The sequence below is a fragment of the Prevotella jejuni genome (assembly GCF_900187995.1).
Classification (GTDB): Bacteria; Bacteroidota; Bacteroidia; order Bacteroidales; family Bacteroidaceae; genus Prevotella; species Prevotella jejuni.
In genome coordinates this window covers 48,963-66,034 of sequence record NZ_FZNZ01000001.1, presented here as the reverse complement: position 1 = coordinate 66,034, position 17,072 = coordinate 48,963, and the positions used below count along the sequence as shown (strand labels likewise).

Below are 17,072 nucleotides of genomic sequence, written 5' to 3'. Positions count from 1 at the left end.
AAGATACTTAAACCTCTCCCATGTAATCATTTTTTACAATCAAACAAATATCTTTGAAATAGGAAGTGATTACTGAAATTACTCTATGATGAAAGCGACAAATGCAGTAATACACATTCATCTCTCACGGAGTTACGCTGAATTTTGCACACAAGCAGAGGCCAAAGAGAATAATGAGGATTGTTTGAAAGACTATAAAAATGTCGACTGAACATTACAGAAGACAAGCTGCTTAATAAGTTTTATTAGTCAACAATAATTTTTAATAAGCTTTCTTTGTGCTCTCATGCTTTTTTAGTAACTTTGCGACGAATATGAAGAAGGGATTATTATATATTGTCTTGACTGTTCTCTTGTCTGTCGTTAATATTACGGCAGGGGCTCAGTCTATGAATAATAACGATAGTATTCAAATATCCCTCTTAACTTGTTCGCCTGGAAAAGAGGTTTGGGCGCAATATGGACACACCGCCATTCGCTATTATGACAAGGAGAAAGGATTAGACTTGGCCATTAACTATGGCATATTCTCCCTTGATCAAACCTACTTTATTCCTCGTTTTGTACTTGGAATGACCGACTATCGCATGGGCATACAGGCCATGGATGATTTCCTCGCACAATATAGTTACGAGGGACGAGGCGTTGTAGAGCAGGTTCTGAACTTATCACCTAAGGACAAGGACGTTATCTATGAGGCTTTACAGGAGAACATGAAACCAGAGAATGTAGTTTATCGTTACAACTACTTCTTTGACAATTGCACCACAAGGGCCCGTGACATGATAGTCAACCATCTGCATGGAAGGGTCGTTTATCCGCCAGCTAAACCAGATGCAACGTTCCGTTCTATGATACATGAATGGAACTATAAAGATAAGTGGTCACAGTTTGGGGAAGACCTCCTACTGGGTGTGAATGCTGACCGTAAGACAACAAAGTCTGAACAGCAGTTTCTACCAGAGAACTTAAGGATCGATTTCGATAAAGCAACCTATAACGGGAAGCCTTTAGTAAAGCAAACTAACGAACTATTGCCAGCTGAGACAACAGAGGCAGAGCCTTCGTCATTACTCTCTCCAATCTTTGTTGCATTTCTTTTTGCAACCATCAGCATTATAATAACGCTCTTTAGCTATCGAAAACAGCGTGTTTACTGGCTTTGGGATGCCGTTTTAATGCTAACATCAGGGCTTATTGGTATTATTCTCTTTATAATGATATTCTCGCAACACCCATGTGTTAGCTTGAATTTCATCATCTTCTTCTTCAATCCTTTACCTTTGTTCTTTCTTTATCCTACCGTTAAAAGGAAGAAAACATTGTGGTGGAAGATATGGGGAATACTTATTATAATAGGACTTCTCGGACGTTTTATCCAAGAAATACCCGTTCCAATAATAATTGTGGCATCATTCTTGCTATTACACTGCATAGTACATTTACGAATTAGCAAATCGGTTACTACCGTGAAGTAATTCAAAGAGATAAAAGATAATGAATAAATACATCACCGCTTTACTTGTCGTTCTTGCGACAACAGGAGTAGAAGCACAGAGCTATCAGTCTGTGCTAAAGATAGCATTGGGTGATGTTAACATCGAAGACCTTTGTCATCAACAAGCATTTAAGGGTGTTGAACAAGATATATTATCTGTTCTTGAGGCCTTTAAGCAGATTAAGGAGGACGAAGAAATAGAACCTGCACAAAACAAAGCAGTATTTGTTGCAGACTTATATGACAACTATCCTACTGATTTCAAAGCTAAATCAAATAACTACCAAAAGTTAGAACAATTCCTTCCAAACCCTTCGTCGAGGAGTGGAATTAAGATTCGTGCCCCCAATCGCTATTCTTTATCGTAACAAGCAACTATTTAATATTAGCTTGCTTGGAATTAGTGATATAATAAGAGGTGGTAACTACCTCACGTATAAATAAACAAACGATTTAGAATAAATGAATTTCAATAAGATATTAAAGGCAATTTTTGGAGATAAATCAACACGTGATATGAAGCTTATTCAGCCTTACGTTGACAAGGTTAAGGCTGCATATCCAGAGATAAAAGCACTTAGCAATGATGAATTGCGCGCCAAAACAAAGGAGATACAACAGTATGTTCAGGACGCAGGTAAGGAACAACGAGAGAAGATAGCAGAACTTCGTGCAACGATCGAAGCGACACCTCTTGAAGAGCGTGAGGCTATCTTCAATCAAATAGATAAACTTGATAAAGAGGCTTTGGACAATTATGAGAAAGCACTCGACGAGGTTATGCCTGTTGCCTTCTCTATTGTTAAAGATACCGCACGCCGTTTCTCAGAGAATGAAGAGACAATTGTCACCGCTACAGACTTCGATCGCGAGTTGGCAGCCGACCCTTCAAAGGACTTTATTACCATTGATGGCGATAAAGCTATCTACCATAATCACTGGACAGCAGGTGGTAATGACTTGAAATGGGAGATGGTTCACTACGATGTACAGATATTTGGTGGTACCGTTCTACATCAAGGTAAGATTGCTGAGATGGCTACTGGTGAGGGTAAAACGCTTGTTGCTACCCTACCAGTATTCCTCAATGCCCTCACAGGAAACGGAGTTCACGTCGTGACAGTCAATGACTATTTGGCAAAGCGTGACTCTGAATGGATGGGACCACTCTATATGTTCAATGGTCTTTCAGTTGACTGTATCGATAAGCACCAGCCTAACTCGCCTGCTCGTCGTAAGGCTTATCAAGCTGATATCACCTTCGGTACTAACAACGAGTTCGGTTTCGACTATCTACGTGACAATATGGCAGTGTCACCAGCAGACCTTGTACAACGCCAGCACAACTATGCTATCGTCGATGAGGTCGACTCTGTGCTGATTGACGACGCTCGTACACCACTTATTATCAGTGGTCCTGTACCAAAGGGTGACGTTCAGATGTTCGAAGAATTCCAACCATTGGTTCAGAGTCTGTATGAGGTTCAGCGCAAGCAAGCTACTGAGCTTCTTTCTGAAGCACGCCATAAGTTGGCTGAAGCACAGAAGAATGCTAACAACAAAGAGACTTTCCAGAAATTACAAGAGGAAGGTTTCCTTGCCCTCTATCGCTCATTTAAGGCACTGCCAAAGAACAAGGCTCTCATTAAATACCTCTCTGAAGAAGGTATCAAGGCTGGTATGCTGAAGACAGAGGAGTATTACATGGCTAATAACAACCGTGAAATGCCAAAGGCTATTGAGCCTCTCTACTTCGTAACAGACGAGAAGATGAATTCATGCGACCTTACTGATAAGGGTACTGCATGGTTGGCTAATCAGGTTAAGGACGATCAGCTCTTCGTCTTACCAGATATTACAACAGAACTTTCCGCACTTGAGAAGCAGAAAGATGACCACGTTATTGATGAGCAGACATACATCGAAAGAAAAGATGCAATGATGGCTCACTATGGTGTTCAGAGTGAGCGTGTACACACCTTACAGCAACTTCTGAAGGCTTACACCATGTTCAATAAGGACGATGAGTATGTTGTCTTGAACGGTGAGGTTAAGATTGTCGACGAGCAGACGGGTCGTATCATGGAAGGTCGTCGTTGGAGCGATGGCTTACACCAAGCTGTTGAGGCTAAAGAGCACGTAAAGGTGGAGGCTGCAACACAGACTTTTGCTACCATCACCTTACAGAACTACTTCCGTATGTATCACAAGCTTGCAGGTATGACGGGTACTGCTTCAACCGAGGCGGGCGAGTTCTGGGATATCTATAAGCTCGATGTTGTAGAGATACCTACGAACCGTCCTATCCAACGTAAGGATATGGAAGACCGTGTTTATAAGACTGCACGTGAGAAATATGCGGCTGTCATCGACGAGGTTGAGACTATGAGAAATCAAGGTCGCCCATGTCTTGTGGGTACAACATCCGTTGAGATTAGTGAACTCTTAAGCAAGATGCTTAACATGCGTAAGATCCCTCACCAGGTATTGAACGCAAAGCAGCACCTTAAGGAGGCTCAGATCGTAGCTGAGGCTGGTCGTTCTGTAGACGGACTCGGCGCTGTGACCATCGCAACTAACATGGCTGGTCGTGGTACCGACATCAAACTCACGCAGGAAGTTAAGGATGCTGGTGGTCTTGCAATCATTGGTACTGAACGTCACGAAAGCCGCCGTGTAGACCGTCAGTTGCGTGGTCGTGCTGGTCGTCAAGGCGACCCTGGTTCATCAGTGTTCTATGTCTCACTTGAAGACAAGCTGATGCGCCTCTTCGGTTCAGAGCGTATTGCTAAGGTAATGGACCGCCTCGGCTTTGAAGATGGTGAGCGTATTGAGAGTTCAATGATATCTAATAGTATCGAGCGTGCCCAGAAGAAGGTTGAAGAAAACAACTTCGGTATCCGTAAGCGTCTGTTGGAATACGATGACGTCATGAACAAGCAGCGTACGGTTATCTATGAGAAGCGTCGTCACGCATTGATGGGTGAGCGTATTGGTATGGATATTTCTAATATCATCTGGGACCGTTGTGTAAGCATTATCGAGCGCAATGACTACGAAGGATGCAAAGAAGAGTTCTTGAAAGTACTTGCAATGGAATGCCCATTCACCGAAGAGGAGCTTGCTGCAGGTCATACTGAAGAACTTGCTGAACGCAGTTTCCAAGCTGCTATGGACGCCTTCACACGTAAGACTGAGCGTATCCAGACTGTTGCATGGCCTATTATTAAAGAGGTGTATGAGAACCAAGGGGCAATGTACGAGCGTATCATGGTTCCTATCACAGATGGACAACGTGTCTACAACATTCCTTGCGACTTGAAAGAAGCTTACGAGAGCGAAGCTAAATCGGTTGTTAAACAGTTTGAGAAGGTAATCCTCCTCCATATCATCGACGATGATTGGAAAGAGAACCTACGTCAGTTAGACGACCTACGTCACTCCGTTCAGAATGCATCTTACGAGCAGAAGGACCCATTACTCATCTTTAAGCTGGAGAGCGTAAAGCTGTGGGACAACATGATTGACGATATGAACAACCGTACAGCAAGTGTTCTTATGCGCGGTCAGATACCTGAGATGCAGCCTGCTGAGGATATTCAGGAAGCTGCTCCAGAGCAACATAGCCAGCAGTACAAGGAGGAGAAGGTTGAACTTAACGACCCTAACCAGGTTGCTGCAGCTCAGCATGATACCCGCGAAGGGGCACAAGAAGTGAACCACACGCCATATCGTGCTGATAAGATGCCTCGTCCTAATGACCCATGCCCATGTGGTAGCGGTAAGAAGTTCAAGAATTGCCATGGTCGCGATATTCGTTAATAAACTTATAAAGACTTTCGGGGATAAGACAGCTGTGTCTATCCCCGAATTTTGTTTCCCTTCTAACGAGATTATTGGACTTGTTGGGAATAATGGTGCTGGTAAGACTACGCTCTTCCGACTGATTCTGAACCTCATAAAAGCCGATGGCGGTGAGGTTGACTTCTGTCTTTCGGATGAGACAAACAATCAGCGTGAAGACAAACTTAGCCTTAGTAGCACAAGAGTCTCTCATCTTGAAGAGTCATGGAAGAACTATGTCTCTGCCTATCTCGATGAGAGTTTCCTTATTGATTTCCTTACGCCAAGAGAGTTCTTCACCTTTATTGGTAAAGTCAATAACATCGAGGAAGGAAGATTAGAAGAAAGAATAAAGTCGTTCTCTCCCTTTCTTAGTGAAGATATCCTTAACGGGAAAACCTATATTCGGGAGCTTTCTGCAGGCAACAAACAGAAGGTTGGTATTGCTGCTGCCCTACTTCACTATCCTAAGTTTGTAATTCTTGATGAACCATTCAACTTCCTTGACCCCAGTAGTCAGAACCAACTAAAGGACTTACTGTCCAAGTATAGACAACAACATCAGGCTTCTATTCTCATTTCCAGCCATAACCTCCACCACACAACGGACATTAGTGACAGAATAATACTGATGGAGAAGGGGGCAATCGTTAAAGACATAGATAAGATAAACGAAACAACAATAAAAGAATTAGAGAATTACTTCTTATAGAAATGGCTTCTATAAGAGGTAAAAACCATATAATCTGTAAAACATTTTCAGCCCAACTCTATCACAGAACATGCCCTATTGCCTTCTAAAAGACGCCTAACAAGCATGAAGAACATGCCCTTCTTGCGTGTTGTTAACGCCCTTCTTGTATCTAATTAGGCCTCTTCTTCAAACGTTATCATAACTTATTGGTTATCTGCGTGTTGTGGGTTTATATTTTACTAATATCTATCATTTTATTACATGATATTTTGATGATTAAATGTAATTATTTTTTATTACTTACATGACAGTGTCTATCAAGGCTATTGGTCACACGCTTGAAGTGTATTAACATGAGAAATATAACTTATTGTTGGTATCTGATATGACTTCTCCGTATAAGTTCGATAGACAATGGTGGCTTACTATACCTTATTATAATGACATTTATTACGCTTCTACCTATGTTCAAATGCAGTGTCAAACTTTAATACACATCGCATAAATAGTAACCACAATCGTGATATATCATTGAAAGATAAGAAGTTCGTAAAGAATAAGACTATGTACAACCCATGTTAGTGTGGCTCAGCAGGTTAAACAGTGTTCGTTCCCAAAACAAATGCCATACAGTTCAAGACTGAGTAGTTCTATAGAAAGGCTTAATCCTTATTCAAGTTTTCGGAGAATAACGCCCTACAACATATCCATTGATTTCAAACAACTTATATCAATTAAACACAACAACGTTGTAAACTATTACAAAAAATAGAATTTATAACAATTCCAATAATACCTACATATTATGAAGGTAAAACCCAATAAGGTAGATAACGCTTCTCATTAAAGGCAAAGAATATCCACAATTTTAGGTATTGTCAATTCTTTCATAATATTATAACTTTGCATGCAAATTATAAATATCTAAATAATAACTCTAATGAGGAAGTTTACATCAGGTATTATTTTAGCTACACTATTATCAAGTGCAGCCGTAGCACAAGCACAAGTAAACGCAGCTGACTCTGTAATGAACCATGCCAAGGGAAATAAACTAAGCCTTGGTGGATATGGCGAAGCTGCTTATTCACGTAACTTTTATAGTGACAACGGAAATCGTTATACGACACCTGGCCTTTACAAGAAGGACCCAAGTCATGGAAGATTTGATATTCCACATGCCGTTATCTACCTTGGTTACGATTTCGGAAAGGGCTGGTCGTTAGGTTCTGAGATTGAGTTTGAACATGGCGGGTCTGGTTCTGCTATCGAATACGAGGCAGATGAGGCTATTGAATTCGAACATGAAACAGAGAAAGGTGGCGAGGTTGAACTCGAACAGTTCTGGCTACAGAAGTCATTTAGCAAAGCTTTCAATATCCGTGCTGGTCATATCGTTGTGCCATTCGGCTTAGTAAACGCTCATCATGAGCCATTAAACTTCTTTACAGTATATCGTCCTGAAGGGGAAAACACAATTCTTCCAAGTACATGGCATCAAACAGGTATTTCCTTCTGGGGTAGGACGGGCGACTTTAGCTACGTCGCACAGATGATTGCTGGATTGGATGCCTATCACTTTAGTCGTGCTAACTGGATTCAGAAAGGTACGTCAAATCCATTCGAGTTTGAGGTTGCTAATAAGTATGGCTTCCTCGCTCGCGTAGACAACTATACTATCCCTGGCTTACGCATTGGTGTTAGTGCATACGCAGGACAGGCTATGCACAACAACGTTCCACATGATAGTGAGAAGGGAGAGAAGAAGAAGATTAAGGGTAATGTTTATCTTGGTAGCTTAGATTTCACCTATAATAAATATAACTGGATTGCGAGAGGAAACATTGACTATGGTTATGTAAGTAATGCGAACCAGATTTCTGGCCTCTCATACCCTAATGTTCAGTATGTTAAGCCATACGAGTCAGGTAGTGGTAAATACTTCGGAAGTCATGCTATGGCTATGATGTTTGAGGTAGGTTATGATATTTTCTCTCAGATTCACAAGTTGCGTGAGGACAATCAGAAGCTCTATGTCTTTGGACACATCGAACACTATGACTCTTACATCCATGCAACAACTAAGCAGTGGACGAATAGAACCGTTCTTGCAACAGGTATCAACTATTATCCTATCCCACAGATTGCTATCAAGGCAGAGTACAACTACCGCAATCTGAAGAAGGGTTACAACGACGAACCTTCTATTAACATCGGTATAGCTTACGAAGGTTTCTTCCTCTAAAAAGCAAAGAATAAAGATTGTATAACCATAATTAAAAAGGGATTATAATGAAAAAAGTAACAAAACTTGCGATGTTCCTCCTTGCAGGAACATTAGCTACAGGCTTCGTATCATGTAGTAGTGATGATGATGAAGTTATTAACACAACAATTCTTACACCTGAACAGCAATCAGCTTTAAGCCAGGCTGAAAGCGAAAGTAGAGCAAACGCTAATAAAACAGAGATGGGTAGGGTTGTTGCAAACTACATTAATGAAGTTGTTAAACCTACATATTTAGACTTGGCAGAGAAGTCTGATATTCTTTACAAGGCTTGCCAGAATCTTTATCAGAAGCGTAAAGCTGGTACATTGACCCAGAATGACATCGATGCAGCTTGTGAGGCTTTCAAAGGAGCACGTCGAGATTGGGAGCAGAGTGAGGCTTTCCTCTATGGTGCTGCTTCTGACAATGAGATCGACCCACATATCGACTCATGGCCACTCGACCATGATCAGTTGACAAGAGCTTTAAATAATGCAAACGTTATTGCTGGTATCAATGGTGAAAACCCAGCCAAGTATGTTTATGACAACAATGGTAACTTCGACTCTGTTTTAGGTTTCCATGGATTGGAGTTCGTTCTCTTCCGTAATGGTAAGAACCGTACCGTAGCAGACTTCAATGCTGAGAAAGAGAAAGAACAAGGCCTTACAAGCGTAAGTACAGTGAACGAAGCAGCCTTTGCAGCAGCTGTTGCTGGTGACCTCCGTAACATGACTTACCTCTTGGAATATGGCTGGTTAGGTACAAGTATACCAACTTCTCACGTGAACCAGCTTGCTGATGCAATGTGGGTAGTTAATGGAACACGTCACAGAGGACTTTCTGCAAAGAATATCCCATACCGTGATTACTCACAGTTCGCCACTACTGAGAAAGGTATGTTTGCTTCATGGCATGAGACACTGAACAATATATTCATTGGCGGATGCTCTGGCATCTGCGAAGAAGTTGCTGAACAAAAACTTGGTCAGGCTTATCGTAAGGCTACAGGTACTGGTACGGCAGACGATGCAGCTAACTACATCGAGTCACCATACAGTAAGCGTTCATTCCAAGACTACCAGGATAACATCTATTCTATCAAGAACTCACTCTATGGCGTACGTGGTACAGAGAATATCTCTACTCCAGCTCAGTACTCTATCATGAACTTCTTGAAGAATAACAACTATCCTAAATATAATGAATTGAACACTGCTCTTAACGAGGCAATCGCTGCCTTGGAGACAGCTAAGAAGAGTGGCGTTGCTTTCATTGATAATCCAGGTCATGCACAGGTTAAGACTTGCATCGAGAAGGTTACTGCCTTGAATGAAGCACTTAATGCTGCAGGTACATGGATAAACCAACAGACAGACAAGTAATCCAACTCTTGCAAATCTGAAAAGTAAATATAAATAATAAACGTAGCTTTGTCTTCTATAGGACAAGGCTACGTTTCAAACGTAAATTTAACTATAAAACATTATGAGACACAACAGCTATAGCAAATACTTACTTGCTGGAGCACTCTTATGTGCATTTGCTGCATGTTCTGACGACAATGTTACGCCAGACAATCCACAGCAACCATCAGAACCTGAGACAAAGTACATTGGTCAGGCAGTAGGTAATTTCTCTGCAGACGAATGGTACCCAGGTGGCAAACTTGGTACAACAGAGAACACCGCAGCAGGTGGTTATGAGGACAACACACCAGCTATCGACGAACAAGGACTAACCGATCTCTTCAACCAAGGAGATATGATGGCAAGTGCTAAGTACACCCTTAGCACCGAGCCATACAAAGGTTGGGGTCCAGTAGCATCTCGTCGTTCATGCGAGTATTGCCACTCTGGTGGTTATGCTCACGGTCATAGTCGTAATGACATGGAGCCAGTAAAGGGCAACGGTTACATTGTTTCAGTTTATACACCTGATGCTCCAGGTAGCAACAATGGTACTCCTATCAATCAGCTCACAACCTTTACGATGTTGCAAGCCGTCGAGCCGTTCTTGCCTCCTGTTGATCCGAAGCAAATACACATCACATGGCATGACGTAACATCTATGCCAAGTGGTTTGCCAATGCAGTTCCCTGATGGTGAGAAGTATAATCTTCGTTATCCATCAGTATCTATTCCACAGTCAGCATTCAACACTGACCCAGTACCAAGCAATTATGAAGTACGCTTGATAGCATCTTGTAACTTCCAAGGTCTTGGTTTGATTGACGCTATCTCTAATGAAGACCTCGAGAAACAATACAAGGCAGAGGGACGCTTTGTAGAGTTGAACCCAGAGTTCTGGGACAATACAACAAAGCAATTGAAGCCTGAGGCATGGGCAGAAGATGCTTTTGGCAATAAGTTCGTAAAGCGTTTCAACTACGATTTGCTCGATGGTTGTCTTGAGAACGACGTTGCTCTTTGGGACGAGTTGAATATTCTTCGTTCAGACATCAAGCACATCTGTTCTACAGAACCATGGGCAAAAGCAATGTCAGAGAACGAGAACGTGATTAGTTACATCCAACAGCATGGTAGTAATCCAAACTCTTACGTACATCCATACTACAACGATGGAACTCGTGAAGGTATCAAGAAGGCTGTTCGTTATTTGCTTTCACCAAGCGACAACGTAAACCTCTATAACAATCCTTACTTCAACTTCAAGCCAGAGGTGAGCGATGATGCCTATCACGCATTCATGGTATGGCACAGAGGTATTGCTGTTCCACGTGCAAGAAACTTGAACGACAAGGACGTACAGCGTGGTAAGGAACTCTTCACTGGAGAGTTAGGTTGTGCACACTGTCACAAGGCCTCTTGGACAACAGGTGCTGACAACCACGGTTCTTCAGTAATCCTTGGCAACAAGCAGCTGCCTAAGTATGCTAATCAGAAGATTTATCCATACTCTGATTTCATACAGCACAAGCTCGATATGAAGAACGACATCCACGGATCATGGTGCCGCACTACTCCACTGTGGGGCCGAGGTCTTTCATTGATTAACTCTGGTGTAGAAGACCGTCTACATGATGCTCGTGCTCGTAATGAGGTTGAAGCAATCATGTGGCATGCTTATAGCAAGAACAGTCAGGCTTATAAGGCAGCTGTTAAATTCTATAACTTGCCAAAGAAAGATAGAGACGCTGTAGTTAAGTTCATACGTTCTATCTAACAAACGATTATTTACAAAAACAAAGACAAGAAGAAGATGCAGTCTACAAAGGCTCATCTTCTTCTTTATCATCTAACAAATGCGAACAAAGAAGACACTTGAGATTGTTTATATACTCCTTATCATAGTGATGGCTACGGGGACAATCATAGGGAAATACACGACCCTTGATTATGTTTCAGACAATATCTTCGGGTCATGGTGGTTCTGTTTACTATGGGCTATGGGTACTGCTGCGGGCATAGTCTACTTCATCCAAAGAAAAGTTCGCCGTCCTATCATTATTCTTTTACATCTTTCTTTTGTCATCATCCTCCTTGGTGCATTGCTAACCCACCTTACTTCTCATAAAGGGATGGTTCATTTGCGACAAGGAAAGGTTGTCAACACCTATACCACAAAGGATGGGAATGAAGCCGAACTACCTTTCAGTATTCTGTTGGATAAGTTCAACGTCACCTATCATGCAGGCAACATGGCAGCTATGGATTATGCTTCAATCATCACAATCAGCGAGAATGGGAAGAAAGAACAATATCAAGTCTCTATGAACAACATCTATTCAGGATATGGGACACGTCTCTATCAGAGTAGTTACGACGAAGATTTGAAGGGTAGCTATCTGTCTGTCAATTCCGACCCATACGGTATTCCAGTAACTTATCTTGGCTATGCCCTACTCTTTTTTGGCCTTATCGCAATGCTAATTGAGCCTAAGGGCAACTTCCGTCGATTGCTTAGAAAGAAAGCGGTAGTGATAGTCATGCTTATGATGGGATATTCTGTAGCAAATGCGCAGCCCTCATTACCACGACAGACGGCCGATGAGTTTGGTAAGATACTTATTGTATATAACGGACGAATATGTCCTATGGAAACCTACGCCATAGACTTTACAAAGAAACTCTATGGCAAAAAGAATTACAAAGACTTTACTCCTACTCAAGTCCTGACAGGCTTTATGTTCTGGGGAAAAGAGTGGATGAGAGAGCCTATCCTAAGACTAAAAGGCTCCGAACTACGCGACAAACTGAACTTAGAAGAGTATGTCTCACCAATGAGTCTATTTGGCCAACAAGGCTATATCCTCGGTCCTTACCTCCAAGAAGCACGTAGTCAAGAGAATGACAACGTAGCAAGACAGCTATTGGATACCGACGATAAGATGATGCTACTCATGGAGCTTATGCAAGGAAACACGCTGCGTGTATTCCCTTATATGTCTAAGAAGGGTACTGTTGATTGGTTCTCACCACATGATAAATACCCTAAGAGCATGGATAAGGCACAACAGCAATATATGCGTTCTATCCTTCCTTTGGCAGGACAATTGGCCAGACAAGGGAAAACAGATATGGTGAACGAACTCATACAGAAGCTGAGAAAATATCAATACACCTACGGTGGCAACACTATCCCTTCTAACACGGCTATCAGAGCAGAACGGATTTACAACCAATACCCATTTGCAACCATCCTTTTTATCGTAAACTTAACAGCTGGACTACTGTCTATTCTGTTCATAACAAGGAAGAAACGCTACAGATATTTCACTGGATTGATGGCGCTCTCATGGTGTGTTCTCACCTTCACATTGGCTCTTCGGTGGATTATCAATGGTACTATCCCACTTGCCAACGGCTATGAAACAATGCTCCTGTTGTCATGGTTAATCATGATTGTGTCTATTCTGACAACAAGAAAGTTACAACTTATGACAACATTCGGACTTATCATGAGTGGATTTATGCTTCTTGTAAGCCACCTCGGAGAGATGGACCCAAGTATTACACCACGTATGCCTGTATTGAATAGTCCGTTGTTGAGTATTCATGTGAGTATTATCATGATGTCATACGCACTGCTTTCACTCACGTTTATCAGTGCAATAGCCTATTTCTTCACCCGCAACAGCAAGAGAGAAAGCGTCATATCAGTCAACAAACAACTGACCGACTTGTCGCAAATATTCCTTTATCCTGCTATCACAACATTAGGATTAGGCATCTTTATAGGTGCTATCTGGGCAAATATCAGTTGGGGAACTTATTGGGGATGGGACCCTAAGGAGACTTGGGCACTGATTACTTTCTTAATTTATGCGATACCTCTTCACACCAACTCATTGCCTGCATTAAGGAAACCAGAGAAATATCATTTCTTTATGTTACTGTCTTTTCTTAGCATCCTAATGACCTATTTCGGTGTTAACTACATTCTTGGTGGTATGCATTCGTATGCTTAAATGACTTAATAAAGTCATAATAGGCAGATTGAAAGGCTTCTGACAAATACGTATAACAAAGAGACAAGTTTTATAATTATATCCTTTATAAGGAGTGTACTATCTTTAGTATGCTCCTTTTTTCGTGCTTTATACATGAGTAATAACATCTTTTGTCTGCTTCAAGCAGCCTATTAAAAATAGAAACAGCATTGTTTTTCGCATTCACACAGCCTATCGAGCGATGTAGCTATTGCCCCTTATTTTCATAGCGTCTACTCCCTAACGTTTTTGTGGAGCTATTCCAACAATCACTCTCCTCCTATTCTGATAAGCGAGAAAATGAAGACAATCTACCTACGACTCCTTCCTACATGTAAGAGTCAGTGTTTATCTGTGAGAAAAAGAACGTACTCTACTATATTAACCAGCCTACTCATCCATGCGATATTAGTAAACACTCTTAATGCAAGGAGAATTAATAACGTTGTAAAAAATCATTACACAACATCAAGTAAAACACTCTCTAAACAAGGGTATAACATCTCTTAAACAGAACACTATAACTATCAATTAATCAACACATTATACATTACGTTCAAGAAGATGCCTTTCTTGCCTCAAGAAGGGCGTCTTCTACATCCAAGAAGGGCATGTTCTTGAACGTAGAAGGGCGTTTTCTTAAAGCATGAAGAGCATATATTAGATTCAAGAAGGATGAAAATTCTTGACAAACAGATAAGGGATTAAGGCTGGAAAGAAATCATAGTGGCTAAGACAACACCTTCTATACGTTAAGAAAGAACGATGAGGAGTAGTCGTCAATATGAGGTATTGACTAATCAAATATCGAAGGTAGCACCTTCACAAGTAAAATAACTATTTGGAAAAATCTCCTTTGCCTCATCTAACAACTGTGATTCGTTATTATAACGGGCTGAGAAATGACCTAAAAGCAGTTTTCCGACTGAGGCGTCACGAGCCACTTTTGCAGCATCTTGAGATGTACTATGCCAATAGAGCCGTGCACGCTCGGCATCTTCGGTGGAGTATGTACTTTCATGATAGAGCGTAGAAACACCTTTCACAAGCTCGTGTAGTGTTTTTATATAACGTGTATCAGAGCAGTAAGCATAGCTGCGAGCTGGTTCGGCAGGGGTTGTCAGCCGACTATTAGCTATCACTTCTCCCTCCGCAGTCACCCAGTCAGCTCCCGCCTTAATATTGTTTATCTGGCTAATCGGTATCTTATAGAAGTCTATCATATCACGACGAATATGTGGAAGGATGGGCTTTTCACGGAATAAAAAGCCACAACAATCAATACGATGTTGCAAAGGAATGGTCTCAACCGTCAGACTTCTATCTTCATAAACCACCTTATTTTGCGTTGTATCGACAGCATGAAACACCACCTTAAACTCTAATCCTTGACAGAAGAAACTCAGTGTTTGGTCGAGAATAGGCTCGAAGGCAGCTGGAGCGTAGATGTGTAAAGGAGCCGTTCGACCTGTCATACCGAAGGTGGAAATCATTCCTGGCAGACCAAAACAGTGATCTCCATGCAGATGACTGATGAAGACTGCGATAATCTTAGAGAAGTGTATGCGCGATCTACGTAGTTGTATCTGTGTTCCCTCACCGCAATCAATCATAAAGAGCTTCTCTCTAAGCTCCACTATCTGGGAAGAAGCATTATGCTGTAAGGTTGGTAACGCACTACCACAACCAAGGATATGTACTTTAAATGGCTCCATAATAAAACTCATCAAACACCCTTCATCTCCCACTCGAACATGAGAAGGGGATGAAGAGAAACACTATTATAATCGTCTTAAACAATCACTTGAAGGAAACAAAGCTAAGTACTTACTTCCCTCTTGTGAACACAAACAAGCCTGACTTGTTTTCTAATGACAAAGAGTCAGCGCCAAGACTTTCGATATCAAACGTATCTTTAGACAGAACCAACTTACCATTCCATATCTTCCAGGCTGTCCAAGGATTTTTTTCAGACTGAAGACTCGATGTTACCGTTCCATCTTCTTTAATCTCAAAGTTACGATCAAGGCTGGTCCAATTGCCTAACAATGTCGTTAAGTTGATTGCTGAGCGCATGAAATGGTCGCCATATTCCTTATAGCCAATGATAGCAAAGCGGTCACCATCAATCTTTCCGCCCTTAACAACCTCGAAAGTATCGTTCGGATTAACAAGGTACTCCAATGTATCACCATGGTCTGTAAGTAGGACAATAGAGTTCATTCCACCCTCAACCATAATACCATAGACCGTACTGTCACCCGTAGAAACAGAATCACCAGCTGCCTCAACCTCAGACAAAACAGACTTTGGTTTGTTATCCTTGCATGAGAAAGCCATCACAAGGATAAACAAAGACATGATAAAATAAAAGGTTTTTCTCATAATTATATCTTATTTATAGCTTAAATCCGTAGCTGTTCTACTTGTTGAGAGCCTTTGCTTCTTCCCACAACTCGTCCATCTCTGCAAGCGTTAAGTCTTTTATCATAACTCCATTAGCCTTAGCAGCTTCCTCAATGTAGTTAAATCGTTTAATAAACTTCTGATTGGTAAACTCAAGCGCATTGTCGGGATTGATGTGATAGAGGCGCGCGGCGTTGATAAGCGAGAATAGGAAGTCGCCAAACTCCTCGGTCGAACGATGCTTATCTCCTCTCTTTAACTCCTCTTTCAGCTCTCCTAACTCTTCATAAACCTTATCCCAGACCTGCTCTTTCTCCTCCCAATCAAAGCCAACATTGCGTGCCTTGTCTTGAATACGATAAGCTTTAATGAGGCTGGGCAGCGAGTCTGGCACCCCAGAAAGCACAGAGGTGTTACCATCACGTTCACGTTGTTTACGCTGTTCCCAAGTAGTCTCCACCTGAGGCGCAGTAGTAGGCGCATCCGCTTGTGAGCCTTCACTATTTTGCAGAACCTCATCCTTGTAGACAACCTGCCCAGTAGTATTTACGACCATGTCCGGACGTGACACGCTCCAACCCGTCCAATCGATGAAATCATGCCTAAACATGAGCTTATCAGATTGCGCATTACAAACATCAGCAACGTCGAATTCGGCCTTTTCCTCACCTAAAGTTGAATAGAAGATAACATGCTCCATGATGTCTCCAAGCTCTTTACAGATATTCTTCGAGTCGTTTTTTAAGAGCGCATCAGCCAACTCAAACGTCTCTTCTATTGTGTTAGGACGAAGGCTTTCATTCGTCTGTTTACTATCCCATGGACACTCTTTACGGAGTCTTTCCTGAACGTCTAAAAGTCGTGCAAAGGCTTTCAGTTTCTCTTCTTTAGTATGCAAAGTCTTGATGTT

Annotated in this window: 11 protein-coding genes; 8 read left to right on the top strand and 3 right to left on the bottom strand. The window is 41.7% G+C overall.

All coding sequences use genetic code 11. The features are described from left to right. Positions 1 to 314 precede the first annotated feature (314 nt). The 8 genes from CHB62_RS00255 to CHB62_RS00220 all read left to right on the top strand — a co-directional run bounded on the left by CHB62_RS00255 (position 315) and on the right by CHB62_RS00220 (position 13,735). Positions 315 to 1,478 carry an Lnb N-terminal periplasmic domain-containing protein gene (locus CHB62_RS00255; protein ID WP_089365190.1) on the top strand — a complete coding sequence of 388 codons (1,164 nt, stop codon included), beginning with the start codon at positions 315 to 317 and terminating at the stop codon, positions 1,476 to 1,478. A 19-nt stretch (positions 1,479 to 1,497) separates the two neighbouring features. Continuing rightward, the gene (locus CHB62_RS00250) at positions 1,498 to 1,866 is read left to right on the top strand and encodes a hypothetical protein (protein ID WP_089365189.1); all 369 of its coding nucleotides are present in this window, start codon (positions 1,498 to 1,500) and stop codon (positions 1,864 to 1,866) included. Between the two features lie 94 nt (positions 1,867 to 1,960). Beyond that, positions 1,961 to 5,320, top strand: a complete 3,360-nt coding sequence (gene secA, locus CHB62_RS00245) for a preprotein translocase subunit SecA (RefSeq protein WP_089365188.1) — start codon at positions 1,961 to 1,963, stop codon at positions 5,318 to 5,320. Beyond that, entirely contained in the window at positions 5,301 to 6,053 is a 753-nt protein-coding gene (locus CHB62_RS00240) for an ATP-binding cassette domain-containing protein (protein WP_089365187.1), read from the top strand. The genes secA and CHB62_RS00240 overlap by 20 nt, the downstream gene beginning before the upstream one ends. 922 nt (positions 6,054 to 6,975) lie before the next feature. Further along, positions 6,976 to 8,280, top strand: coding sequence for a putative porin (locus CHB62_RS00235; RefSeq protein WP_089365186.1), 1,305 nt, complete (start codon positions 6,976 to 6,978; stop codon positions 8,278 to 8,280). Positions 8,281 to 8,327: 47 nt separating this feature from the next. Then, positions 8,328 to 9,689 carry an imelysin family protein gene (locus CHB62_RS00230; RefSeq protein WP_089365185.1) on the top strand — a complete coding sequence of 454 codons (1,362 nt, stop codon included), beginning with the start codon at positions 8,328 to 8,330 and terminating at the stop codon, positions 9,687 to 9,689. 103 nt (positions 9,690 to 9,792) lie between these two features. Continuing rightward, complete coding sequence (locus tag CHB62_RS00225) at positions 9,793 to 11,490, top strand: di-heme oxidoredictase family protein (protein ID WP_089365184.1); 1,698 nt, start codon at positions 9,793 to 9,795, stop codon at positions 11,488 to 11,490. Between the two features lie 79 nt (positions 11,491 to 11,569). Beyond that, positions 11,570 to 13,735 carry a cytochrome c biogenesis protein CcsA gene (locus tag CHB62_RS00220; protein WP_089365183.1) on the top strand — a complete coding sequence of 722 codons (2,166 nt, stop codon included), beginning with the start codon at positions 11,570 to 11,572 and terminating at the stop codon, positions 13,733 to 13,735. Positions 13,736 to 14,556: 821 nt separating this feature from the next. Here CHB62_RS00220 and CHB62_RS00215 read toward each other — a convergent pair. From CHB62_RS00215 to mazG, 3 genes are all read right to left on the bottom strand, one after another. Beyond that, positions 14,557 to 15,471: a ribonuclease Z gene (locus tag CHB62_RS00215; RefSeq protein ID WP_089365182.1), complete on the bottom strand. Its 915-nt coding sequence runs from the start codon at positions 15,469 to 15,471 to the stop codon at positions 14,557 to 14,559. 112 nt (positions 15,472 to 15,583) lie between these two features. Beyond that, complete coding sequence (locus CHB62_RS00210) at positions 15,584 to 16,141, bottom strand: lipocalin-like domain-containing protein (RefSeq protein ID WP_009010805.1); 558 nt, start codon at positions 16,139 to 16,141, stop codon at positions 15,584 to 15,586. Positions 16,142 to 16,178: 37 nt separating this feature from the next. After that, complete coding sequence (gene mazG, locus CHB62_RS00205) at positions 16,179 to 17,060, bottom strand: nucleoside triphosphate pyrophosphohydrolase (RefSeq protein WP_089365181.1); 882 nt, start codon at positions 17,058 to 17,060, stop codon at positions 16,179 to 16,181. Positions 17,061 to 17,072: the final 12 nt, after the last annotated feature.